This window comes from Maribacter sp. PR66 (assembly GCF_028464205.1).
GTDB classification, from domain to species: domain Bacteria; phylum Bacteroidota; class Bacteroidia; order Flavobacteriales; family Flavobacteriaceae; genus Maribacter; species Maribacter flavus.
Genome location: NZ_JAQPCH010000006.1, coordinates 139,190 through 164,143 on the forward strand (window position 1 = coordinate 139,190; position 24,954 = coordinate 164,143).

At 42.5% G+C, this 24,954-nt stretch carries 21 protein-coding genes; 14 read left to right on the forward strand and 7 right to left on the reverse strand.

Annotated features, from left to right (window positions below; all coding sequences use genetic code 11):
• Positions 1-3 precede the first annotated feature (3 nt).
• Positions 4-666 carry an alpha/beta hydrolase gene (locus PP181_RS12150; protein WP_154920247.1) on the reverse strand — a complete coding sequence of 221 codons (663 nt, stop codon included), beginning with the start codon at positions 664-666 and terminating at the stop codon, positions 4-6.
• Positions 667-831: 165 nt separating this feature from the next.
• Between PP181_RS12150 and PP181_RS12155 the strand changes: the two genes are divergently transcribed.
• Positions 832-1,125 carry a GNAT family N-acetyltransferase gene (locus PP181_RS12155; RefSeq protein ID WP_138258968.1) on the forward strand — a complete coding sequence of 98 codons (294 nt, stop codon included), beginning with the start codon at positions 832-834 and terminating at the stop codon, positions 1,123-1,125.
• 27 nt (positions 1,126-1,152) lie between these two features.
• Here the strand turns inward: PP181_RS12155 and mtaB are convergent, their stop codons facing one another.
• The 3 genes from mtaB to PP181_RS12170 form a co-directional block, all read right to left on the reverse strand.
• Positions 1,153-2,481, reverse strand: coding sequence for a tRNA (N(6)-L-threonylcarbamoyladenosine(37)-C(2))-methylthiotransferase MtaB (gene mtaB, locus PP181_RS12160; protein WP_154918923.1), 1,329 nt, complete (start codon positions 2,479-2,481; stop codon positions 1,153-1,155).
• Between the two features lie 16 nt (positions 2,482-2,497).
• Positions 2,498-3,673, reverse strand: a complete 1,176-nt coding sequence (locus PP181_RS12165) for a GlmU family protein (RefSeq protein WP_272637316.1) — start codon at positions 3,671-3,673, stop codon at positions 2,498-2,500.
• A gap of 138 nt (positions 3,674-3,811) precedes the next feature.
• A complete protein-coding gene (locus PP181_RS12170; protein WP_154918921.1) occupies positions 3,812-4,084 on the reverse strand; it encodes a type B 50S ribosomal protein L31 in 273 nt (90 codons plus the stop codon).
• Positions 4,085-4,264: 180 nt separating this feature from the next.
• Here PP181_RS12170 and PP181_RS12175 point away from each other — a divergent pair, with 180 nt between their 5' ends.
• From PP181_RS12175 to PP181_RS12205, 7 genes are all read left to right on the forward strand, one after another.
• Positions 4,265-4,783, forward strand: a complete 519-nt coding sequence (locus PP181_RS12175; RefSeq protein ID WP_138258972.1) for a DUF4199 domain-containing protein — start codon at positions 4,265-4,267, stop codon at positions 4,781-4,783.
• 40 nt (positions 4,784-4,823) lie between these two features.
• The gene (locus PP181_RS12180) at positions 4,824-5,798 is read left to right on the forward strand and encodes a glycosyltransferase family 2 protein (protein ID WP_272637317.1); all 975 of its coding nucleotides are present in this window, start codon (positions 4,824-4,826) and stop codon (positions 5,796-5,798) included.
• 30 nt (positions 5,799-5,828) lie between these two features.
• Positions 5,829-7,538 carry a phospho-sugar mutase gene (locus PP181_RS12185; protein WP_272637318.1) on the forward strand — a complete coding sequence of 570 codons (1,710 nt, stop codon included), beginning with the start codon at positions 5,829-5,831 and terminating at the stop codon, positions 7,536-7,538.
• Positions 7,538-9,361 carry an ABC transporter ATP-binding protein gene (locus PP181_RS12190; protein WP_272637319.1) on the forward strand — a complete coding sequence of 608 codons (1,824 nt, stop codon included), beginning with the start codon at positions 7,538-7,540 and terminating at the stop codon, positions 9,359-9,361. The genes PP181_RS12185 and PP181_RS12190 overlap by 1 nt, the downstream gene beginning before the upstream one ends.
• 152 nt (positions 9,362-9,513) lie before the next feature.
• A complete protein-coding gene (locus PP181_RS12195) occupies positions 9,514-10,056 on the forward strand; it encodes an RNA polymerase sigma factor (protein WP_272637320.1) in 543 nt (180 codons plus the stop codon).
• A 33-nt stretch (positions 10,057-10,089) separates the two neighbouring features.
• Positions 10,090-10,611, forward strand: coding sequence for a hypothetical protein (locus tag PP181_RS12200; RefSeq protein ID WP_154918916.1), 522 nt, complete (start codon positions 10,090-10,092; stop codon positions 10,609-10,611).
• A complete protein-coding gene (locus PP181_RS12205) occupies positions 10,604-11,038 on the forward strand; it encodes a hypothetical protein (RefSeq protein ID WP_154918915.1) in 435 nt (144 codons plus the stop codon). Before PP181_RS12200 ends, PP181_RS12205 begins: the two co-directional genes overlap by 8 nt.
• Positions 11,039-11,140: 102 nt before the next feature.
• On the opposite strand, the gene PP181_RS12210 is transcribed toward PP181_RS12205, so the two are convergent.
• On the reverse strand, positions 11,141-12,175 hold the full coding sequence (locus PP181_RS12210) for a WD40/YVTN/BNR-like repeat-containing protein (RefSeq protein WP_154918914.1): 1,035 nt from the start codon (positions 12,173-12,175) through the stop codon (positions 11,141-11,143).
• 71 nt (positions 12,176-12,246) lie between these two features.
• Here PP181_RS12210 and PP181_RS12215 point away from each other — a divergent pair, with 71 nt between their 5' ends.
• Positions 12,247-13,467, forward strand: a complete 1,221-nt coding sequence (locus PP181_RS12215) for an RsmB/NOP family class I SAM-dependent RNA methyltransferase (RefSeq protein ID WP_272637321.1) — start codon at positions 12,247-12,249, stop codon at positions 13,465-13,467.
• Here the strand turns inward: PP181_RS12215 and PP181_RS12220 are convergent.
• Positions 13,464-13,832, reverse strand: a complete 369-nt coding sequence (locus PP181_RS12220) for a winged helix-turn-helix transcriptional regulator (protein ID WP_272637322.1) — start codon at positions 13,830-13,832, stop codon at positions 13,464-13,466. The genes PP181_RS12215 and PP181_RS12220 overlap by 4 nt on opposite strands.
• A 103-nt stretch (positions 13,833-13,935) precedes the next feature.
• Positions 13,936-15,522: an amidohydrolase gene (locus tag PP181_RS12225; RefSeq protein ID WP_272637323.1), complete on the reverse strand. Its 1,587-nt coding sequence runs from the start codon at positions 15,520-15,522 to the stop codon at positions 13,936-13,938.
• Positions 15,523-15,689: 167 nt separating this feature from the next.
• On the opposite strand from PP181_RS12225, the gene PP181_RS12230 reads away from it, so the two are divergent.
• The 5 genes from PP181_RS12230 to PP181_RS12250 all read left to right on the forward strand — a co-directional run bounded on the left by PP181_RS12230 (position 15,690) and on the right by PP181_RS12250 (position 24,917).
• The gene (locus PP181_RS12230; protein ID WP_272637324.1) at positions 15,690-16,058 is read left to right on the forward strand and encodes a hypothetical protein; all 369 of its coding nucleotides are present in this window, start codon (positions 15,690-15,692) and stop codon (positions 16,056-16,058) included.
• Between the two features lie 113 nt (positions 16,059-16,171).
• Entirely contained in the window at positions 16,172-19,864 is a 3,693-nt protein-coding gene (gene purL, locus PP181_RS12235; protein WP_272637325.1) for a phosphoribosylformylglycinamidine synthase, read from the forward strand.
• Positions 19,865-20,126: 262 nt separating this feature from the next.
• Positions 20,127-21,899: an AMP-dependent synthetase/ligase gene (locus PP181_RS12240; RefSeq protein WP_272637326.1), complete on the forward strand. Its 1,773-nt coding sequence runs from the start codon at positions 20,127-20,129 to the stop codon at positions 21,897-21,899.
• Between the two features lie 144 nt (positions 21,900-22,043).
• The gene (locus PP181_RS12245) at positions 22,044-22,496 is read left to right on the forward strand and encodes a MarR family winged helix-turn-helix transcriptional regulator (protein WP_154918908.1); all 453 of its coding nucleotides are present in this window, start codon (positions 22,044-22,046) and stop codon (positions 22,494-22,496) included.
• 15 nt (positions 22,497-22,511) lie between these two features.
• Positions 22,512-24,917 (forward strand): 3-hydroxyacyl-CoA dehydrogenase/enoyl-CoA hydratase family protein, encoded by a 2,406-nt coding sequence (locus PP181_RS12250; RefSeq protein WP_272637327.1) that lies wholly within the window; start codon positions 22,512-22,514, stop codon positions 24,915-24,917.
• Positions 24,918-24,954: the final 37 nt, after the last annotated feature.

A 24,954-nucleotide genomic window follows, 5' to 3' on the forward strand; every position in this document is an offset into this window, starting at 1 on the left:
ATCTTAATCCAAAATAATTGTGGGCAGGTGCTCATTAAACCATTTTGCTCTGTGAATGATCATGGTATGGGTGGCGTTTTTGACTACCGTACAATTGTCAATGTTCGAGATTGGAAAAACGGCATCCTTATCACCGTGTATATGGACAAGGTTCTTTGGGTACTCCATCTGGTTCCAGTTTACGGTTTGATGAATGCACCAGTCTATATAGCGCTTATCCCGTATGGAAAGATATTTTTCATACAGTTCCAATCGCTTTACCACGGTTTCACCAAAGGCGTATTTTGCCAAAAGTTCCACATTGTTCACCAATCCCGTGGGCAGTAATTTATGGACCTGTGTGTAACGCGCAAATACCATCCGTTTGGGCAATTCGCTTTTCAGCTTTACACTTGAAACGATGATGATTTTTTTAACCGATATATGTTTTGCCATTTCCTGAACCAAGATACCCCCCAAAGAAACGCCTAATAGTATAGGGTTTGGGTGTACAATACGCTTGGTCATCTCTTTGGCGTATGCTCCTAGGGACTGACCTTTTTCAGGGACAAACCAGTCCAAAAAATGCATTTGAAAATTTTCTTCAGGAAGCTTTATATATTCGAAAATGGTATGGCTTGCAGCCATTCCTGGCATAAAATAGACATGTTCTTTTTTATCCACCATAGAGGCAAATGTCATATAAAACTAGGAATGTAGGGAAATTTTTGCTAGTTTTGAACATAATTATGTTGATAACTTTTATAAATCAGCAGGTTTCTTTTAAAAGAATTGAATTGCGATTTGGGAACATCGTATTTTTTGTCTAAACCAAACACTTAAATCAACTATATGAATAATGTAATTATTAAGGACAACGCTTTCTTGCGCCAATTTGAAACGACAATTAACGGCCATCTCGCTAAAATTGAGTACTCCTCCCAAGAAAGAAAAGTCTTTTTAACAAAGCTGGTAGTTCCTGAGGAGGTAGATCAAGAAGGCTTCAAAGAAGATTTTATTAAATCCGTTCTCAATCACATCCAAGAACAAAATTTAAGAGTGGTTCCCACGAGTCCTCAAATAGCGGGATTCCTTAGAAAGAATAGACAATATAAGGAGATGTTGCCGGTGGGCATCAGAATCTAATTTAAAAGCTCCAAAATGGAGCTTTTTTTATGCGATAACTTCTGCATTTACAAAATCAATAGTTACGATTCCGTCCTCCGCGATTTCCTTCAATCGTATGTTGTGGAGTGTATTTACCAGTTCAGGATTCCAAGGGGTTTTTACCTTTACATAGTTTTCCGTGAATCCATGAATATAGCCTTCCTTGTTCTCCCCTTCGAAAAGCACCTCCAACTCCGCACCCAACTGACTTTCGTAAAAGGCCCTTCTTTTTTTAACCGATAAGGCCCTCAGCATTTTGCTGCGTTTATTCCTGATTTTTTTGGGCACCACGCCCTCCATGGTCGCTGCCTCCGTATTGTCCCTTTCCGAATACGTAAAAACGTGCAGATAGGAAATATCCAGATCCTTTAAAAAATTATAGGTCTCCAGAAAATGTGCATCGGTCTCGCCCGGAAAACCAACGATCACATCCACGCCAATGCAACAATTTGGTATCACCTCCTTGATTTTCTTCACACGATCAACGTATAAATCTGTTAAATACCGACGCTTCATAAGCTTCAAGAGCGCATCACTGCCACTTTGTAAGGGTATATGGAAATGGGGCACAAACCGATCGCTTTGGGCTACAAAATCGATTATTTCATTTTTTAAAAGGTTTGGCTCTATGGACGATATCCGTAACCTATGGATACCATCTACATATTCCAAGGCCCTAACCAAATCCAGAAAAGTATGTTCGTGTCTTTTATTTCCGAATTCACCCTTGCCGTAATCCCCGATATTCACGCCCGTCAACACAATTTCCTTAATACCTTGTTCGGCAATTTCCTGAGCGTTCTTGAGTACATTTTCCAAGGAATCGCTCCTGGAAATTCCCCGCGCCAGCGGAATGGTACAGTACGTACATTTATAGTCGCACCCATCTTGGACCTTTAAGAAAGCCCGGGTTCGATCACCAATGGCGTAGCTTCCCACATAAAAATCGGCTTCCTGGATTTCGCAGGAATGCACTTCGCCCATATCGTTTTTGGACAGATCGTTGACATAATCCGCAATGTTGAATTTCTCGGTGGCTCCGAGAACCAAATCCACACCGTCGACTGCGATAAGTTCCTCAGGCTTTAACTGGGCATAGCAACCAATGGCCGCAATAAAGGCCTGTGGGTTTGATTTTTGGGCCTGTTTTACAATGGTCTTGAACTTTTTGTCCGCATTTTCAGTCACCGAACAGGTATTTATGACATACATGTCCGCCTTTTCGTCAAAACTCACCCTGTCAAAGCCCTCTTTTACCAAACTTCGGGCAATGGTAGAAGTTTCGGAAAAATTTAGCTTGCAGCCTAAGGTGTAAAATGCGACTTTTTTGTTCATAACATTCGTGTTCGATTTAGTAATTACGCCATTTTTTGGTGATTTCAAAAACATGGTTCAAAATATCGGCATCGGCATCGGTAAATTCCACACCTCTTCTGGCCATCATAACCTTTGCGGCCTCAAAGGCCTTGTTGGGCATGTAGGTGCTAAACCCAGAGGCCCCGCCCCAGCTAAAACTCGGCACAAAATTCCTAGGAAACCCGGGGACGTAAATATTTGAATTTACGCCGATTACCGTTCCCGTATTGAACATGGTGTTGATGGCCGTTTTGCTATGGTCGCCCATCATCAATCCACAAAATTGCAGTCCGGTCTGTTCAAATTTTTCGGTTGCATAATTCCACAATCGCACCTTGGCATAGTTGTTCTTAAGGTTGGAATTATTGGAATCCGCACCAATATTACACCATTCACCAAGTACGGCATTCCCCAAGTAGCCCTCATGACCTTTACTCGAATAGCCAAAAATAACAGCATTGCTCACCTCGCCACAAACCTTGGAATACGGCCCAATGGTTGTAGCCCCGTATAATTTACCGCCCATTTTTACAATGGCGTGGTCGCAGAGCGCCAGTCCGCCACGGATAAGGCTTCCTTCCCAAATTTCGGCATGCTTGCCAATGTAAATAGGTCCATCGGTAGCATTCAAAATACTGTATTCAACCTTGGCCCCTTCTTCCAAAAAAATCCGTTCCGGACAGATGAGACTATTGGTTTTTGATATGGGCCGACTTTCCCTGCCCTTGGTTAAAAAATCAAAATCCTCCTGTAGGGCTCTTTCATTGAGCGAAAAAATGTCCCAGGTATTTTTGACCTGGAACAAATCAAAATCATAAACAATTTCTTTGTACCCGCTCCAATCACCCTCGCTATGGACATTAGCAGACCTATATGCGATTATGATGTCGTCTTTTTTCAACACTTCCCGTTCCTTCAAACCTTTGACATTCTGAAGTAAGTCGGCACTGGGCAGTATACTTCCGTTAAGAAAAATATTATCCGATTGTAAAACCATCGGGAATTTAGCCTGTAGATACGCTTCCGTTTGGTAGCTACATGAGGTACTTAAATACGCCTCCCATTTTTCCTTGATGGTCATGATTCCAATACGAACATCGGCCACCGGCCTTGTAAAAGTAAAGGGTAAAAGATGTTCCCGCACCGGACCATCAAAAAGAATATAGTTCATGGATTTTTTTTCAAAATTAATCAATAGACTAGGACTACCTATACCATTCCGGTCTAAATAGCTAAAAAATAGATAGTATCCAATGAAAAACGCCTCCAAAATATGGAGGCGTAGATTATCTTGAAAACAAAAGAAATCCTATTCCTCTTCTTTCGTTTCGGGTTTAGAGAATTTCTTGTATTTATTTTTGAACTTGTCTATCCTACCTGCGGTATCCAAAAACTTGGCTTTACCAGTATAGAACGGATGTGAAGTTCTTGAAATTTCTAATTTAACCAACGGATATTCAACACCGTCAACTTCTAAAGTCTCTTTTGTATCCGCTGTAGATTTGGTGATAAAAACGTCTTCATTAGACATGTCCTTGAAAGCTACCAATCTATAATTTTCTGGGTGTATTCCTTTTTTCATGTTAAAATCATTAACGCACCCATTCCAACGGGCACTTATTTTAAGGCTGCAAATTTAGTCAAATTATTAGAATTGCCAATTTATTAAAAGGAAAAAACATAAAATAAAATGATGCTATTTTGTAACTTTTTCACTTAGCCCTATACAAATTAGATAATCAACTTTTAAAACTTAAAAACAATGGAAGAAAATAAACCAAAAACAGGTAAGTATGCTTTGAACTATGGCCTTTTACTGGGAGGCGTAGGAATAATTTTCGCGTTCATGTTGTATACGGCCGATATGCATTACCAAGGAGGAATCGCGGTGATGTTGATAAGTCTTGCGCTTACTATAGCGGGTATCGTTTTGGCGATGATACAATTTAGAAAGGCCAACGGTGGCTTCATGTCATTTTCCCAAGCCCTTAAAGTGGGCGTTGGGGTGAGCTTGATTGCTGGAATCATTGGAATTATTTTTAATCAAATTATGGCCAATGTCATTGATCCCGATATGATGGCCAAAGCCATGGAAATGCAGAGAAATCAACTTATGGAGACTACCTCAATGACTCCAGAACAAATCGATGCGCAAATGGAAATGGGTAAAAAATTCTCCACTCCAACGATGCAGGTAGTTTTTGGACTTGTATTTAGCCTATTCATTGGATTCGTTATTTCACTAATCTCTGGACTGATTCTAAAAAAACAGGAAGAATAGAACTAATTTGTATTTTTGAAGGGAATTCCTAAAGTAAACAATGCAGTTATCCATAGTCATTCCCTTACTGAACGAGGAAGAATCGCTCAAAGAACTTCATGATTGGATTGTATCCGTGATGCAATCCAATCATTTTTCTTATGAAATACTGTTCGTGGACGATGGAAGTACGGACGCATCATGGGACATAATTTCCCAACTTTCCCAGCTAAATCCCTATGTAAAGGGAATTCGGTTTCTAAAGAATTTTGGGAAATCCCAGGCATTGCACGCGGGATTCAATTTGGCCAAAGGCGACGTTATTATCACGATGGATGCGGACCTACAGGACAATCCCGAAGAAATTCCAGAATTATATAATCTTATCCAATCCAAGGAATATGATTTAATTTCCGGTTGGAAAAAGAAGCGATACGACTCCCTTATATTCAAAAACCTACCCTCCAAACTTTTTAATTGGGCGGCCAAAAAAACATCAGGTGTAAAATTGCACGATTTCAATTGTGGTCTAAAGGCCTATAACAAGTCGGTCGTAAAAAGCATAGAAGTATCCGGAGAAATGCACCGATACATTCCGGTATTAGCGAAGAATGCCGGTTTCAACAAAATAGGTGAAAAGGTCGTAAAACATCAGGCCAGGAAATATGGGCATACCAAATTTGGAATGGAACGCTTTATCAACGGTTTTTTGGATTTGATAACCATTTGGTTCGTTTCCAGATTTGGAAAAAGACCTATGCATTTATTTGGTGCTTTGGGCGTTTTGATGTTCATTATAGGTTTCGGTTTCGCACTATATTTAGGAATAGATAAACTTTTTTTAAACCCATTTGGTCGTTTGATTACGGATAGACCTGAATTTTATATCTCCTTGATTTCCATGGTAATCGGTACGCAGTTATTTCTAGCCGGATTCATCGGTGAAATAATAACCAGATCGAAGCGAAACGAACCCCGTTATCATATTTCCGAAGAATTAAATTTGAACTCGGAACAAACACAATATTCTTTGTAAATTTAAATAACACTTAAAACCAAAAATTACATGGATACCATTCTGGAAACCGCAAAAAGTTGGCTTACCGATTTTTTTGACCCAAAAGTAAAGGAAGAAATACAGCACCTTATTGATAACGACACAGAAGAACTTAAGGACCGTTTCTATAAAAATATGGAATTTGGTACAGGTGGTATGCGTGGTGTTATGGGGGTTGGAACTAACAGAATCAACAAATACACATTGGGTAAAAGTACCCAAGGACTCAGCAACTACCTCAAAAAAGTTTATGCCGGCGAAGATATAAAAGTGGTCATAGCATTTGACTGCCGCCATAACAGCGACACCTTGGCAAGAACGGTGGCGGAGGTATTTTCGGCCAATGGCATCCATGTGTATTTATTTTCAGAATTACGCACTACGCCAGAATTGTCCTTTGCAGTAAGACACTTGAACTGCCATGCAGGAATCGTGCTTACGGCATCGCATAACCCACCGGAATATAATGGTTACAAGGTCTATTGGACGGATGGAGGACAAATTGTACCTCCCCAGGACGGTGAAATAATAGCCGAAATAAACAGTCTCGGTTTTGAGGATATCAATTTTAATGCCAATGAAAGCTTGATTACAGTAATCGATACCGATGTGGACGAAGCATTTATTGAGGCATCGGTCAAGAACGGTAACTTCAATGCTGCCGGAAAGGACGATTTTAAGATTGTGTTCACTTCCTTGCACGGAACTTCGATTACCGCCATCCCCGAAGTATTAAAAAGAGCAGGGTATGAAAATGTAATCATAATTGAGGAACAAGCAAAACCCGATGGTTCCTTCCCCACTGTAAAATCCCCCAATCCAGAGGAATCCGCAGCCTTGTCCATGGCGGTTAAAAAGGCAGAGGAAATTGGAGCCGATATGGTTGTGGGTACCGACCCCGATAGTGATAGACTGGGAATCGCGGTCCGTAATTTGGAAGGCAAGATGCAAATTGTCAACGGAAACCAGGCCATGGTACTGATGACCAAATTTTTATTGGAAAAAAGAAAAGAAAAAGGATTCAAAGGCAATGAATTTATAGCCACGACCATCGTTTCCACACCCATGATGGAGGTGATGGCCAAGGCGTATGGCGTGGAATTCAAAACCGCATTGACCGGCTTTAAATGGATCGGAAAGATGATAAAAGATTTCCCCCAATCGGATTTTATTGGTGGTGGCGAGGAAAGTTTTGGTTATATGGTGGGCGATTTCGTGCGGGACAAGGATGCGGTTACGGCTACCCTATTGGCCTGTGAAATTGCCGCCCAGGCAAAGGCGAATGGCAGTTCCTTTTATAGGGACCTTATTGATTGTTACGTGGATTACGGTTTTTATAAGGAACACCTGATTTCCCTTACAAAGAAAGGGATGAGCGGTGCAGAGGAAATCAAACAAATGCTAAAAGATTTTAAGGAAAACCCTGTTGAATCCGTAGCGGGTTCCAAAGTAAAATGGATTGAGGACTACAATACGTCTAGGGCCAAAAACGTGCTGACAGGGGAAGAAAAACCCATCGATATCCCAAAATCCAACGTATTGATATACGAAACCGAAGATGGCACCCGAATCGCTGCAAGACCCAGTGGCACGGAGCCCAAGGTGAAATTTTACATCAGCACCAATACAAAATTGGACAAGGCAGAGAACTTTACTAAAGTATCCGCACAGTTGGATGCAAAAATCAAAAGCATCGTTAGCGAGCTCAATCTAGGTTAATGGATTATTTTAAAAAGATTCTGCTTTTTGCGAAACCCTATCGCAAATATGGATATCTGAACATCTTTTTCAACATTTTATATGCGCTTTTCAGCGCGTTATCCTTCGCGGCCCTTATACCAATGTTGGATGTCTTGTTCGATAAAACAAAACAGGTATATCGGGCACCCCAATATCAGGATTTGGGACATTTGAAGGATTACCTTCAAGAATACATAAATTACAGGGTCACGGCGTATTCCGGAAACGATGAGATGAAGGGCTTGATTCTAGTAATTGGGCTGGTTCTAGTATTATTCCTTCTTAAGAACTTGTTCAACTACTTGGCCATGTTCTTTATTACCTTTTTACGAAATGGCGTCTTGAAGGACATCCGAAATAGGATGTACGAAAAGGTGGTGGAGCTACCAATTTCCTATTATTCCGAAAAAAGAAAAGGGGATGTAATCGCAAGGATAACCTCGGATGTATTAGAGATTCAACATTCCTTTCTTTCAATTCTGGAACTTATTGTACGTGAACCTCTTACAATTTTGTTTACAATATTGATAATGTTCGGGATAAGCTTTAAACTGACCCTCTTTGTATTCATTTTTATTCCCATTGCAGGTATGATTATATCCAAGATTGGAAAATCCCTTAAAAAGCAATCGGATAACGTACAACGGGAACAAGGCGAATTTTTATCGATTATAGAAGAAACTCTGGGTGGACTGAGAGTCATCAAGGCGTTCAATTCGGAATCCAAATTCTACAAAACTTTTTCAAGTTCTACGGAACGGTTCTTCAATTTTAGCAATATGTTATTGAATCGTCAAAATTTGGCCTCTCCAACAGGTGAGTTTTTGGGCATCCTGGTCATTGGTGTATTACTTTGGTTCGGTGGAAAAATGGTATTGATCGACAAAACTTTAGATGCATCCTCTTTCATTGCCTATATGGGTTTGGCCTACAACATCCTAACCCCTGCGAAAGCCATCAGTAAAGCTTCATATGGCGTTAAAAAAGGGAATGCCGCGGCCGAACGTGTTCTGGAAATTTTGGAAACCGAAAACCCAATCTCTGAAATTGAGAACCCGGTTGTTAAATCCGACTTCCTCCAACAAATTGTGCTTAAAAATATCTCCTTTAAGTATGAAGATGAATACGTGCTGAAAAACTTCAATTTAACGGTTCCAAAAGGGGCCACAGTTGCTTTGGTAGGTCAATCCGGTAGCGGAAAAAGTACCATTGCCAATTTGGTGACCCGATTCTATGATGTTAATGAAGGTGAGATAAACATTGATGGTGTAAATATTAAAAACCTTTCCAAAAAATCCTTACGAGGTCTATTGGGATTGGTCACCCAAGATTCCATTTTGTTCAATGATTCCGTAAAAAACAACATCCGATTAGGCAAGGAAAATGCCACCGACGCGGATATTATAGAAGCGGCCAAAATAGCGAATGCCCACGATTTTATAATGGAACTTCCAAACGGGTATGATACCAATATTGGGGACGGCGGTAATAAATTGAGCGGCGGACAAAAACAGCGTCTTTCCATAGCACGGGCCGTTTTGAAAAATCCCCCGATCATGATTTTGGACGAGGCCACTTCCGCCTTGGATACGGAAAGTGAACGCTTGGTACAGGATGCCCTCGAAAAAATGATGCGAAATAGGACTTCTATAGTCATTGCGCATCGCTTGTCAACCATCCAAAATGCAGATACCATTGTAGTTCTGAACAAAGGCGAAATAGTGGAACAAGGAAGCCATAACGAGCTTTTAAGCCAAAACGGTACCTACAGGAAATTGGTGGAAATGCAGTCTTTGGGATAATGGTCGTTGGTTGTTCGTAAAATCTACATTTTTCATTTTCAATTTATCACTTTTCACTAAACTCCTAACCACTAACCCCTAACCGCTAACCGCTAACTACTAAAAACTAAACCTTTTCGTACTTTAGTAGTCATAGTACAAAAAGCTTTCGGTTGATTGCAGAGGAAACCTTAGTCCAGGAATTAAAATCAAAGGAGACACAGTCCAAGGCCTTTGAGCAACTGGTTGCGAATTATAAGGAACGTTTATACTGGCATATCCGCAGAATTGTACTGAATCATGATGATGCTGATGATGTGCTTCAGAATACCTTTATTAAAGTGTATCGGAATATTGACGGCTTTAAAGGAGAAAGTAAACTGTTCTCATGGATGTACAAAATCGCGACCAACGAAGCGTTGAGCTTTTTAAAACAACAACGAACTAAACTGGGAGTGACCGATGGTGAATACCAAGACAAAATGGTTCAAAACTTAGAGGCCGATGTTTATTTTGAAGGCGATGAAATTCAATTGAAATTGCAAAAGGCAATCGCTACCCTGCCTGAAAAACAGAAATTGATTTTCAACATGAAGTATTATGAGGATTTAAAATATGAGGAGATTTCCGAGATTTTGGATACCACCGTTGGGGGACTAAAAGCCTCTTATCATTTAGCCGTAAAAAAAATAGAGGGTTTCCTCAAAGACGATTAAACCTTTTAATGAATTGAGAGTCATAGTAATAAGATGAACGAGAAGAAGACAAATAAAAATCCCTTCAGCACACCAAAAGGCTATTTTGATAGCTTTGAGGAAAGTCTTAGGGATAGGTTGACAAAGGAAAACTCACCTATCCCCAAGCAAGAGGGTTTTAGGATCCCTTCATCTTATTTTGACGATTTACAGTCCAGGCTTACCGCCAGACTGGAAGAGGAGAAAACCGTTCCAAAAGTCATACAGTTAACACCATTCAGGAAATTTATGGCCATTGCTGCGTCCATTGCGGCGGTAACCTTCTTGGCCCTTGGTATAAATTGGGGTAATGGCGAAGAGCTTAGTTTTACAGATTTGGCGAATTCCGAAATCGAAGCCTATTTTGACGATAATGAGCTGGATCTTTCCTCCGATGAAATCGCGGAGGTACTTCCTGTCCATACCTATGAAATAAACGACTTCGTACAACCACAATTAAGCGAGGACAATCTGTTGGATTATCTCAATGAAAATGTGGAATATTTTGAAGAATTAAATTTAGAAAACAATGAATAGACTATTTATAGCCATATTGATGTTGTTTACGACCCTGTCCTTTGCCCAAGATAAGTCCAGGGAAAAGATCAAGGCTCTCAAGGTGGCCTACTTGACCGAGCATCTGGAACTTTCTAGCAAAGAGGCTCAGGAATTTTGGCCAGTTTACAACGAATATGAAGAAAAAAGACATGAGTTGAGACACAAGCAATGGGTGGAGATAAAAAGCAAACTTAAAGACGTAGGGAGCTTGAACGAGGAGGAGGCTCAATCCCTCTTGTCCGCTTATCTTAAAATTGAGGAAGAGGAGGAAGAATTGGAAAAAGATTTCCTTAACAAGGTAAGTAAGGTAATTTCGGCGAAGAAAACCTTGGTCCTAATGCGTTCCGAAGAAGATTTTAAACGGCAGTTGATAAAGCAGTACCGCCATAATAAAGGCGGACGCTAGCATGTTCAAAAAAGAAATTTTAGACCTGACAGGTTTTGAAAACCTGTCAGGTTTTTTTTTAGTATCATTTTTCAGGGAAAGTTGCCTGAAGGTAAAGTTTGGTCATCTAAAAATCAGCTTGGAAATCCGATGCTTTCCAGCGGCATAGGCCACGGAATCCGATAAAAATCGGATGGTATAAAAACCTTCCTTGCTAAGCTGTGTCCATGCATCTCCCCCATCCGAAGAATAGGAAATTCCATTAAAACCGACTGCCACGATCGCTTTTCCATCGCGATTCGGCACAAATTGAATACAGCTCCTATAACCGGGATACTGACCATCGGCAATAAGTTGCCATGTTTTACCACCGTCCTCCGTTTTGATTTTATTTTGGGTATTTACTTCCGGTTTGGTGTAATCCCCTCCAATGGCAATACCTACATTTTGGTCGTAAAAATCAATGGAATAAATACCTTGTGTGGCAACTTCATTTTCCATGGGGGTCCCAATACTATTCCAAGTAGTTCCCCTATCCATCGTATGATAGATGCTACCGGTGGTCGTGGCTATCCAAGCCTGATTTCCCATAACTTCAATATTGGTGTTGCTCGCTGCAAAGGCTCCTTCGCCTTCCGTTCCCTCAGGAAGTTCATTACAAGGAATCTTTCTCCAAGTCGCTCCGCCATCCCTAGTTATTATGATACTCAAACATCCGTCCACGGTATCCCCTACGGCCAAACCTTCCAAGTTGTTCCAAAACATCATTGAATCATAAAATACGGTTTCGCCAACTTCGGTATACACCAATTCCATTTGCCCGTTGTCACCTGTTTTATAAAGCAATGCCGGACTCCCAACGGACAGCATGAAAAAATCGGAATTTGTATGTGCAACGGCCCTAAAGAAGGGTACAATACTATCGTATTTTATAGTATTGGACCGAATCTTTCCGGAAGCAACGTCTACAGTACCGTACACGCCGTCACTACCTGCAAAGGCCAAGGTATTTTGATCTAAAAATTCGATGGCCCGTATGCTCACGGAATCCAAAAAAACATCCTCCACTTCCACGGTTGTAAAAATCTTGACAACTTCTTTTTTGGAACAGGAGATAAAAACGAGAAGGAAAAATCCGAAGAAGGCTAAGGGGCGCATGTGTACAAAGTTTCTCAAAAATAAATGGAATCCACTCTAAAACAATACCTTTGCACCCTTAATTTTTTCTCATGAAGTTGCATAGAAACTTGGTATTCGCGGTAATAGATGCTTTGAACCTGATTTTTAACGAGGGCGAGTATGCGGATAAGGTTGTCCAAAAAGTGTTGAAGTTCGATAAGCGCTGGGGAGCACGGGACCGAGGGTTCATTGCGGAAACCACCTATGAAATGGTTCGATACAAAAGGTTGTATGCCGAAATTGCCGAGGTGAAAGCACCTTTCACCAGGCCCGACCTTTTTAGAATGTGGGCGGTATGGGCAGTATTAAGCGGGATTAAGTTGCCCGATTGGAAACAAATTGAACCTACCCCAGAAAGAAGGATTAAAGGTCGGTTTGACGAACTTTCCAAAATTCGAAAATACAGGGAGGCCATCCCTGATTGGATCGATGAATTGTGTGCCAAAGCCTTGGGTGAGGAACTTTGGACAGCCGAAATCGCAAAATTGAACGAGCCTGCCGAAGTCATCCTTAGAACGAATACCCTTAAAACCACGAAGGAAAAACTTCGAAAAAAACTTTTGGACGAAGGCATCGTTACCGAACCCATTAAAGGATATCCCCTCGCACTTTTGCTTCCGGAACGGGCCAACGTATTCGTAACCCAAAGTTTTAAGGATGGACTTTTTGAGGTACAGGATGCCTCTAGTCAATTGGTAGCGGAACTTTTGGACGTAAAACCAGGGCAACGCGTTGTGGATACCTGTGCCGGTGCAGGAGGAAAATCCCTGCATTTGGCCGCATTGATGGAAAACAAAGGACAGCTGATCTCCATGGATATTTATGGCAGCAAGCTAAAGGAACTGAAAAGACGTGCCAGAAGAAATGGAGCGCATAATATAGAACCTAGGGAGATAACGTCTACCAAGGTCTTCAAAAAGTTATACGATAGTGCGGACAGGGTTTTGATCGATGCTCCCTGCACAGGTCTAGGGGTACTTCGTAGAAACCCGGATACCAAGTGGAAATTACAGCCGGTATTTCTGGAAGAGATTACCAAGACCCAACAGGAAATCTTAAGAAGTTACAGCAAGATCGTAAAAGCGGGTGGTAAGATGGTATATGCTACGTGTTCCATATTGCCCCAAGAAAACTCGGAGCAGGTAAAGACCTTTCTGACCTCTGAGGAAGGGAGCAAATTTACATTGGTGACTGAAAAGAAAATATTCGCCTCCAAAAGCGGCTTTGACGGCTTTTATATGGCCTTATTACAAAAAGAAACAACCAATTAACCGAACAAGGGCAATTGTTGGTCCCCTTGGGTATCGGTTTTTTTGCCGGATGGTTTCTCCACAGGTTTTTGTCCCCACTTTTTCATGGCTTGAACTACCGGCATGAGGGTTTTGCCTTTGGCCGTGATGGTATACTCGACACGCGGTGGTATTTCAGCATACATCTTGCGTTCCAGGATTTGTGATTTTTCCAATTCCTTTAATTGCTTGCTCAACATTTGCTTGTTGATACCTTTTATGTTCTTTAAGAGTGTCGAGAATCGGTTGATACCCATGGAAACCCTATAAAGGATAATCGGCTTCCATTTGCTACCTATTTCCTCCATACAGGCGGTTACCGGACAATATTCGGATGGTTTGTTCAAAACTGTGGTATTTAAAATGTAGATAATACTTTGATACACCCCAAATATAAAACATAGGTCTAAATTATAGACCGATGTTCGTTACTATTTTTTACTTAAAAAGTTATTCTTTGACAGTGGGATATTCCACGCCTAATTGTTCCAAATAACTGTCGTATTTGGTTTCGTCATAGTAATATTTTTGAAGCTCCTCCCTAAACTGGCCCTGTTTGTCCGTATTCAAGTAAATCGGTGGCATATCGGTTTCGGCGATCATTGGTTTATAGGTAGTTTCCTTTTGTTGTACGTTTTTAAAATAGTCCCAAGCCCCTTCGAGAAGTTCCGGCTTCGTTAAAAAATCCAGAATGGTCATGGCCTCGGCCTTGGCCCCGGCAACTACACCCTTGTGTGCAATGGGCGTGGCCATGGCGATTGCATTACTCCAATGGTGTCCCTGCAAGCCGGGAATATTGGATGGAAACCGCATGGTCACGGTAGGTACTTTCCATGAAATATCGCCAATATCGTCCGAACCGCCACTTACCGGCTCTTCCACCGGAAGTCCAAGGGGATCCAATTCCGTTGGCAAACCTTCAATTTTTTCGGAACCGACCTCTGTCTGTACGGCCTTGGCCAAGGTTTGGTCGGCCTCTGACCATTGCGGAAGTCCCACCTGCTTGATATTGTCATACATGGTTTCTGCAATGACCTTGTTATAATGTCTTGGCCACGCAGTTCCCAATACTTTGGAGCTCATGGTGGTACCCGTCATCAAGGCGGCTCCCTTGGCCATATCATTGGCAAGGGCATACATTTCCATAATTCCTTCATACTTTATGTCCCTAAAATAAAACCAGATAGCGGCCTTGGATGGCACTACATTGGGCTGGTCCCCTGCATCGGTAAAAATGGAGTGTGATCTTTTTAGGGGATGTAAATGCTCCCTTTTATAATTCCAGGCTATGTTCATCAGTTCGGCGGCGTCCAAAGCACTTCTTCCGCGCCAGGGCGAACCTGCGGAATGTGCCGCTTCTCCTTCAAAGGAATACTCCACGGATATCAATCCGGTACCCCTGGTGGGTCCGTAGGAGACTCCTAAATTGTTCCCTACATGGGTAAAAATACACATGTCGATATCATCGAAAAGACCATCGCGCACATACCAAGCTTTGGCAGCCACCAGTTCCTCGGCGATACCCGGCCAAAGTATCAAGGTTCCCCCAATGTTCTCCTTTTCCATAATTTCCTTTACGGCGAGGGCCGACATGATATTCAGGGGAATACCGGCATTGTGGCCTTCACCGTGCCCTGGCGCTCCCTCAACAAGGGGCTTATGATAAGCAACCCCAGGGTACTGCGAAGCTTTGGGAATACAATCCACATCGCTTCCCAAAGCGATTACAGGGCCTTCCCCGTTGCTCCATTTCGCGAACCAGGAGGTTGGAATGCCCGAAAGCGAATTTTCGATTTCAAAACCATACTCCTGTAAAATCCCCGTAAGGTATTTGGAGGACTCCACTTCCTGAAAGCCAAGCTCGGCAAAACTAAAAATCTTGTCCACCATCACCTGGGCCATCTTTTTATCGGATTCGATCAAGGCATTGGCTTCCATTTTAAATTTCTCGATCTGTTTCTTGGAATACTTTTTTTGGGCGAAGGTCAGCATGGCACAGGAAAGGCACATGATGAACGTGCATAGTCTTTTAGTCATTTTGGTCGATTATTGAATTAGTTTGTAAAAGGTACTAAAATATTGGATTGCAGGTATTCCCAAATTAAATAATTACCATATTTCAATTTAGGGGCTTCCTAATTTTAATTTTAAAGGTTTTGAACTAAAAAAAATCAAATAACTTTAATGCTAATGGAAACGATACAATGAAAAATGTTCCAATAGCCTTACTATTCATTTTGTTGAGTTCTTGCTATTTATTTCGTGGGAACGGCATCGACATAAATATTACCAATACTACCGAACAAAACATTTCCAATATCGTTGTAAAAACTTCGGAGAATACCGATAGTCTGGTTATCGAACTATTGGGCCCAAAGGAATCCAAATCCGGATTTCTAAAAATGGTGAATGCCAAGACCGATGGAAGCTATGTAGTGTTATATAACAAAGCGGATGGAGAAACAATTGAAACTGTGGGAGGATATTATAGTAACGGAATTTCTTTTTTGGATTTGATGCGTATTGAAATACAAAAGGATACAGCCTTGATTTACTTTACAGAAAATCCTTAGAGATGAATTTTATATCAACAATATTGGTTGAAAACTGTCCACCTTACACTATGAAAAATAAGGGTTAAAATCGTAATTTTGCATTTTCCAATTTGCAAAAGAAACGTACCGATATGATTCACTTTTTTGGAAACCCGGCAGCCAAAATTTTTGCCGTCCAAACCACCCAGGAAATCACGCTGGAAAATGAACAGAAATTAACATGGTTGTTCGGCAACCAACCCAAAATACATGTGGCGTCGCTGGACGCCTTTTTTGTTGGTCCACGGGCCGCCATGATTACCCCATGGAGTACAAATGCCGTTGAAATCACCCAGAATATGGGGATTACGGGCATTCTTAGGATCGAGGAATTCAATGCCGTTTCTAAGGATTTTTCCGATTTTGACCCCATGCTTTCCCAAAAGTACAAGGGCATCGGTCAGACTATCTATGATATCAACATACTTCCGGAACCCATTTTGGAAATAGCCGATATTGCCGGTTATAACCAAAATGAAGGTTTGGCCTTGAGCGATGAGGAAGTCGCCTATTTGGAAGGTCTTTCCAAGAAAATGGGAAGGAAATTGACGGATTCAGAGGTATTCGGTTTTAGTCAGGTAAACTCGGAACATTGTCGGCATAAAATTTTCAATGGCACTTTCATAATCGACGGCAAGGAAATGCCATCGAGTCTTTTCAAGCTCATAAAAAAGACGAGTCAGGAAAACCCCAACGATATCGTATCGGCCTACAAGGACAACGTGGCCTTTTTAAAAGGGCCCAAAGCCATACAATTCGCCCCAAAATCGGCCGACAAACCCGACTTTTACGAAGAGAAGGAGTTTGATTCCGTGTTGTCATTAAAAGCCGAAACCCACAATTTCCCTACCACGGTTGAGCCCTTCAACGGGGCCGCAACAGGTTCCGGCGGGGAAATTAGGGACCGCTTGGCAGGTGGCAAGGGATCATTGCCCTTGGCAGGTACGGCGGTGTACATGACTTCATTTTCAAGGCTTGAAAAAGATAGGGAATGGGAACAGGCCATGCCAGAACGAAAATGGCTCTACCAGACCCCTATGGATATATTGATTAAAGCCTCCAATGGGGCATCGGACTTTGGGAACAAGTTCGGGCAGCCGTTAATTGCAGGTTCCGTCCTTACATTCGAGCACGATGAAAAAGACTCGGTCCTTGGAGCGGAAGCCAGAAGATTGGGCTACGACAAGGTAATCATGCAAGCGGGCGGAATCGGTTATGGAAAAGCGGAACAAGCCTTAAAGGACACTCCGAAAAAAGGGGATAGAATTGTCATTCTTGGCGGCGACAATTACAGGATAGGCATGGGAGGTGCCGCTGTTTCCAGCGCGGATACGGGTGAATTTAGTTCCGCCATCGAATTGAACGCCGTACAACGTTCCAATCCAGAAATGCAAAAACGTGCCGCCAACGCAATCAGAGGCATGGTCGAAAGTGAAAACAATAGTATTGTTTCCATTCACGATCACGGTGCCGGAGGCCATTTGAATTGCCTATCGGAATTGGTGGAAGAAACCGGGGGCAAGATAGATTTGGACAAATTGCCCGTGGGCGACCCTACACTCTCTGCCAAGGAACTCATTGGAAACGAATCCCAGGAACGCATGGGACTCGTCATCGGACAAGAAAATGCGGCACTTTTAAAAAGGATTGCCGATCGTGAACGTTCGCCTATGTACGAGGTGGGCGATGTAACCGGGGACGACCGATTTACCTTTGAATCCAAAACGACGGGTGCAAAACCTATGGACGTGCAATTGGGGGATATTTTTGGAAGTTCCCCAAAAACGACAATGAGCGATGTTTCCGTCAAAAGGTCCTACAAGGAACCTGAATATGGATTGGAACACTTTCACGAATATTTGGACCAAGTCCTGCAATTGGAGGCCGTAGCCTGCAAGGACTGGTTAACAAATAAGGTGGACCGTTGCGTTGGGGGGCGTGTGGCAAAACAACAATGCGCCGGGCCCTTGCAACTTCCGTTGAACAATGTTGCGGTCATGGCCTTGGACTTTAAGGGAACCGAGGGCATAGCTACGAGTATTGGCCACTCCCCTATTTCCGGGTTGATCGACCCAGCCGCAGGTAGTAAAAACAGTATTGCCGAAGCTTTGACCAACATCATTTGGGCCCCGTTGAAAGACGGATTGAAGTCGGTTTCCCTATCCGCCAACTGGATGTGGCCCTGTAAAAACGAAGGCGAGGATGCACGGTTGTATCAGGCTGTCCAAGCGGTCTCGGATTTTTCCATCGCCCTTGGCATCAACGTTCCAACGGGAAAAGATTCCCTTTCCATGAAGCAGAAGTACCCGGATGGGGATGTAATCGCACCGGGCACCGTAGTTATATCGGCAGCCGCAAGTTGTAACGATATCAAAAAGGTAGTGGAGCCTGTATTGCAAAAAAATGGGGGTTCCATTTACTACATCAACCTTTCCAGGGACGCTTTTAAAATAGGTGGTTCTTCGTTTGCCCAAGTACGCAATTCCATTGGTTCTGAAGCTCCTACCATTCAGAACGACGATTATTTTAAATCGGTTTTCGACCTGATACAAACCTTGATTCAAAACGAGCAAATCCTCGCAGGCCATGATGTTGCGTCTGGCGGACTTATAACTACCTTGTTGGAAATGTGTTTTGCCGATACCCATTTGGGAGCTGATTTGGACCTGACCGATTTGGGAGAATCAGATACTATTAAATTGTTATTTTCCGAGAATGCGGGTATCGTATTCCAGCTTCGGGATAACCTGGTCGAAAAATTATTGGTCGATGCCAATATCGACGTAAAGAAAATAGGAACGGTGACCGATACTCCAGAACTGACCATTAAAAATGGCGGTATGGAAATGGGATTGAACATTGCGTCGTTACGTGATACTTGGTTCAAGACTTCCTATTTATTAGACAACAAACAAACGGCCAACGGACTTGCCAAGGACCGGTATGAAAATTATAAGCACCAACCCTTACATTATACATTTCCGAATTCAGGGCCCATCAAACTTCCTAGCCGAAACCTTGCCGAAGGACAGACCAGGCCCAAAGCGGCGATTCTTCGTGAAAAAGGAAGCAACTCCGAGCGGGAAATGGCCAATGCCATGTATCTGGCCGGATTCGATGTGAAAGACGTTCATATGACCGATTTAATTTCGGGCAGGGAAACTTTGGAGGACATCCAATTTTTAGGTGCTGTAGGAGGCTTTTCAAATTCCGACGTTCTGGGGAGTGCCAAAGGCTGGGCAGGAGCGATCAAATACAACGAAAAGGCCAATAAGGTCATCAAGGACTTTTTTGCCAGGCCCGATACCTTATCCATTGGAATCTGCAACGGATGCCAATTGTTCATGGAATTGGATTTGATAAATCCGGAGCACGATATACATGGAAAAATGACCTACAACGACTCCCACAAACATGAAAGCAATTTCACTTCGGTAAAGATACTGGAGAACAACTCGGTCATGCTCTCCACGTTGGCGGGCAGTACTTTGGGAGTTTGGATTTCACATGGTGAGGGCAAGTTCAAATTACCAAAAAAAGAAAGCGATTATGGCATTGTAGCAAAATATGGGTACGAAGGCTATCCAGCAAACCCAAACGGCAGCGATTTCAATACGGCCATGCTTTGTGATAGATCGGGCAGGCATTTGGTGACCATGCCACATATTGAGCGATCCACCTTTCCTTGGAATTGGGCCTATTATCCATCGGATAGAAACGATGAAGCTTCTCCTTGGTTGGAGGCTTTTGTGAATGCTAGGGAGTGGGTTTTATCAAACAAATAAATGAATTATTTTATAACGGATAATTAGATGTTATTAAGACCTGTAAAGTTTTAATGAACTGACGGGTCTAGTTCCCAGAAACAGCTATTATACATTGGTATTGCCATACAAGGGAACGGCCCCGGGAATGCGTTAAGAAAAAAACCAATTGCATTTCATTTTCATTTACCATATTCCCAATTATTAATAGGTAATTTTAATAGTACCTATTTAGAATCCCAAGTTCTTTCATTATTTTGCAAAAAAGTTTGATAAACCAACTATGCAAAAAGTTACCCGCCTTTTCGATTTTCCTTATTATCAATTGGAAAACCACCCATTGCAGAAAGCACTGGTCACCAAATACGATGGAAAATGGATATCCACATCAACCCAAGAATATATCGATAAAGCAAATGCAATTAGCCGAGGTCTAGTGCGTCTTGGCGTAAAACCCAACGACAAAATCGCCATCATCTCCATGACCAACCGTACGGAATGGAACGTTATGGATATTGGTGTTTTACAGTTGGGCGCACAAACCGTACCCATTTACCCCACCATTTCGGAAGAGGATTATGAATATGTATTAAACCATTCAGAGGCTAGGTTTTGCTTTGTTTCCTGTGCCGAAGTGCTTGCGAAAGTGAATTCCATCAAATCGAACCTAAAACATATTAAGGGAGTTTACAGTTTTGAAACCTTGAACGATTGTGATAATTGGCAGGCCGTACTAGACCTGGGCAAGGACGATTCCAATCAGGCCGAAGTGGATAAACTAAAAGAACAGGTCAAGGCAAATGACCTGGCCACGTTGATTTACACCTCCGGAACCACCGGAAGACCCAAGGGCGTGATGCTTTCCCATGACAACATTGTTTCCAATGTCATAGCGAGCGAAAAACGGGTCCCGTTCAAGGCTGGGGCGAGTGCCCTGAGTTTTTTACCGGTATGCCACATTTTTGAACGAATGATTTTGTATCTATACCAATACTGCAGTATTGAAATCCACTTTGCGGAAGGCTTGGACAAGATCAGTGATAATATCAAGGAGGTAAAACCCAATGTAATGACGGTCGTACCCCGACTTTTGGAGAAGGTTTATGACGCCATCATCGCCAAAGGAAGTGCTCTGACGGGTATCAAGAAAAAGCTCTTTTTCTGGGCGGTATCCGTAGGACTTAAATTTGAACCTTACGGCGCCAATGGATGGTGGTACGAGCAGCAATTGAAACTGGCCCGTAAATTAATTTTTAGCAAATGGCAAGAAGGTCTTGGGGGCAACCTAACAACGATGGTTTCAGGAAGTGCCGCCCTTCAACCAAGGTTGAGCCGAGTGTTTGGAGCGGCAGGAATTCCTGTAATGGAAGGCTACGGACTTACGGAAACCTCGCCGGTAATTTCGGTCAACCAGGAAAAAGGTGGTGGTTGGAGAATTGGATCTGTGGGCAAGATCATTGACAAGGTCGAAGTGAAAATCGCGGACGACGGCGAAATCCTTTGCAAAGGTCCCAATGTAATGTTGGGCTATTATAAGGAACCTGAAAAAACCGCTGAAGTATTGAAAGATGGCTACTTCCATACGGGTGACATTGGTGAAATAGATGCCGACGGATTTCTACGGATTACGGACCGAAAAAAGGAAATGTTCAAAACCTCCGGGGGCAAGTATGTGGCTCCACAATTATTGGAAAACCGATTCAAACAATCCCGCTTCATTGAACAGATCATGGTCGTAGGCGAAGGTGAGAAAATGCCCGCCGCCTTGATACAACCAGATTTCGCCTTCCTGCATGATTGGGCGACCAAAAAAGGGCTGACAATCCCAGAGAATTCTGATATTATCCTAAATCCCGTGGTGTTGGAACAATACCAGACCGAGGTCGATTTGGCAAACGAGCAATTCGCGAAATGGGAAAAAGTGAAGCAGTTTAGGCTCACGCCAGATGTTTGGAGCATTGAAGGCGGTCACCTAACCCCTACCATGAAACTACGGAGGAAAATCGTTAAGGAAAAGTACATAGACCTGTACAACGATATCTATGGGCATGGATAAATCTAAATGAAATCCGTCCCCGTCTAAAATCGTGGCCAGAAAGTAATTCTGCTTCGAAAAGCAAATAGGGAATTTCAAAATTTCATAAATTTATTATGCATGCATAATAAATTTTTATATATTTGGTAACCAACTAAAAACCTTATGAAGGAAGTTACCATTGATTACGCCCTTCGTGCTACATGGCAGGCAGTAGCCCGAATGTACAATGAGGAAGCTAAGAATTTTGAAACTACAATGGCTATCGGTTTTACTTTATTGAGCATTGATCCAAAGACGGGTACGCCTTCCACTTCATTGGGGCCAAAAATGGGAATGGAAGCGACCAGCTTGTCCAGAATCCTAAAAAGTATGGAAGAAAAAGGACTGATCGAAAGAAAACCGAATCCAGCGGATGGACGTGGAGTTTTGATCCATCTTACAGATTTCGGACTGGAAAAACGGAAGGATTCCAAGGATGTTGTACTTCAGTTTAATGAAGTGGTAAAAAATCATGTATCCGAAGAAAAATTAAAAAACTTCTTTGAGGTTACGGAGGTCATCAACAAACTTATAGTGGATAAAAAGATTTACACAAAAAAAGCAACAACTAAATAATACAGCTTTATTAAAATGATCAAGCATATTAAAAAAGTAGCAGTAATTGGTTCGGGTATTATGGGTAGCGGTATTGCTTGCCATTTTGCCAATATCGGGGTAGAAGTATTGCTTCTGGATATTGTACCGAGGGAACTTACGGACAAGGAAAAAGCCCAAGGACTTACTTTGGAAGACAAAGTAGTTAGAAACCGCTTGGTAAACGATTCCTTGGCATCGGCATTAAAATCGAAACCTTCTCCCATCTACCACCAAAAGTTCGCCGATAGGATTACCACCGGAAATTTAGAGGACGATATTTCCAAGGTCAGTAAAGTCGATTGGATCATTGAGGTGGTCGTAGAACGATTGGATATCAAAAAACAAGTTTTTGAAAATCTGGAAAAACACAGAACTCCGGGAACCCTTATCACTTCCAATACGTCGGGGATACCCATAAAATTTATGAGCGAAGGAAGAAGTGAGGATTTCCAAAAGCACTTTTGTGGTACCCACTTTTTCAATCCAGCTCGATATTTAAAACTATTCGAAATTATCCCGGGCCCAAAGACGCTTCCTGAAGTGTTGGAATTTCTAAATGGATATGGGGAAAAGTTCTTGGGTAAAACATCCGTAGTTGCCAAGGACACACCTGCTTTTATTGGAAATAGGGTCGGCATTTTCAGTATTCAAAGTTTGTTCCATACGGTCAAGGAATTGAACATGACCGTGGAGGAAATAGATAAATTGACCGGGCCTGTTATTGGCCGACCAAAATCCGCCACTTTTAGGACCGTGGATGTGGTTGGCTTGGACACGTTGGTACACGTTGCAAACGGAATATCTGAAAATTGCAAGGACGACGAGCGCCATGAACTTTTTGCCCTTCCGGATTTCATCAAGACCATGATGGAAAAAAAATGGTTAGGCAGCAAAACCGGGCAAGGTTTTTATAAAAAAGTACAGGATGATAAAGGCAAGAGCGAAATTTTGACCTTGGATTTGGACACGATGGAGTATCGGTCCAAGAAAAGTGCCAAATTCGGAACCTTGGAATTGACAAAGACCATTGACAAAGTGGTGGACAGATTCCCCGTTTTGGTCGATGGAAAAGATAAGGCAGGCGAGTTTTACAGAAAGAGTTTCGGTCAGTTGTTCGCCTATGTTTCGCACCGTATTCCTGAGATATCGGATGAATTATATAAGATAGACGACGCCATGAAAGCCGGATTTGGTTGGGAACACGGACCTTTCCAGATTTGGGATGCCGTAGGTTTGGAAAAAGGCTTGGAATTTATTAAAGCGGAAGACCAAACAGCCGCATCTTGGGTTGCCGACATGAAAGAGGCCGGTATTACTTCCTTCTATAGTGTGAAGGACGGCAACACCTATTTTTATGATATCCCTAAAAAGGAAATGGTTAAGGTACCGGGTCAAGATGCCTTTATCATTTTGGATAATATTCGTAAAACCAAGGAGGTCTTTAAAAATAGCGGTGTCGTAATTGAAGATTTAGGTGATGGAATCCTTAACTGTGAATTCCAGTCCAAAATGAACACGATTGGCGGCGATGTTTTGGCCGGACTAAATAAGGCCATCGACCTAGCCGAAAAGGATTTCCAAGGATTGGTCGTAGGTAACCAAGCCGCGAACTTCTCCGTGGGTGCGAATATCGGAATGATTTTTATGATGGCGGTCGAGCAGGAATATGACGAGCTCAACATGGCCATTAAAATGTTCCAGGACACGATGATGCGTATGCGCTATTCGGCCATACCCACCATTTCGGCACCACATGGGATGACCTTAGGCGGTGGTTGTGAATTATCGCTACACGCGGATAAGGTCGTAGCAGCTGCGGAGACCTATATCGGTCTTGTGGAGTTCGGTGTCGGTGTTATTCCAGGTGGTGGCGGTTCCAAGGAATTTGCCATGAGGGCATCGGATTCCTTTAAAAAGGGAGATGTGGAATTGAACGTCCTCCAGGAATATTTCCTGACCATTGGAATGGCCAAGGTATCGACCTCTGCCTATGAAGCCTACGATTTGGGCATCCTACAGCATGGAAAGGATATCGTGGTGGTGAACAAAGACCGACAAATTGCGACGGCCAAGGAATATGCCAAGTTAATGGCAGAATCCGGATACACCCAACCGCCAAAGAGAAAAGACGTAAAAGTATTGGGCAAACAAGCTTTGGGCATGTTCCTAGTGGGAACGGATTCTATGGAGGCCAGCCACTATATCAGCGAACACGATAAGAAAATCGCCAACAAGCTGGCCTATGTCATGGCGGGTGGCGATTTATCGGAACCAACCATGGTATCGGAACAATACTTATTGGATTTGGAACGTGAAGCCTTCCTTTCCCTTTGTACAGAAAGAAAAACCTTAGAACGTATTCAACACATGTTAAAAACGGGTAAACCGTTAAGAAATTAAAATCCCCTCTAAATCTTCCCAAAGGGAAGACTTATGA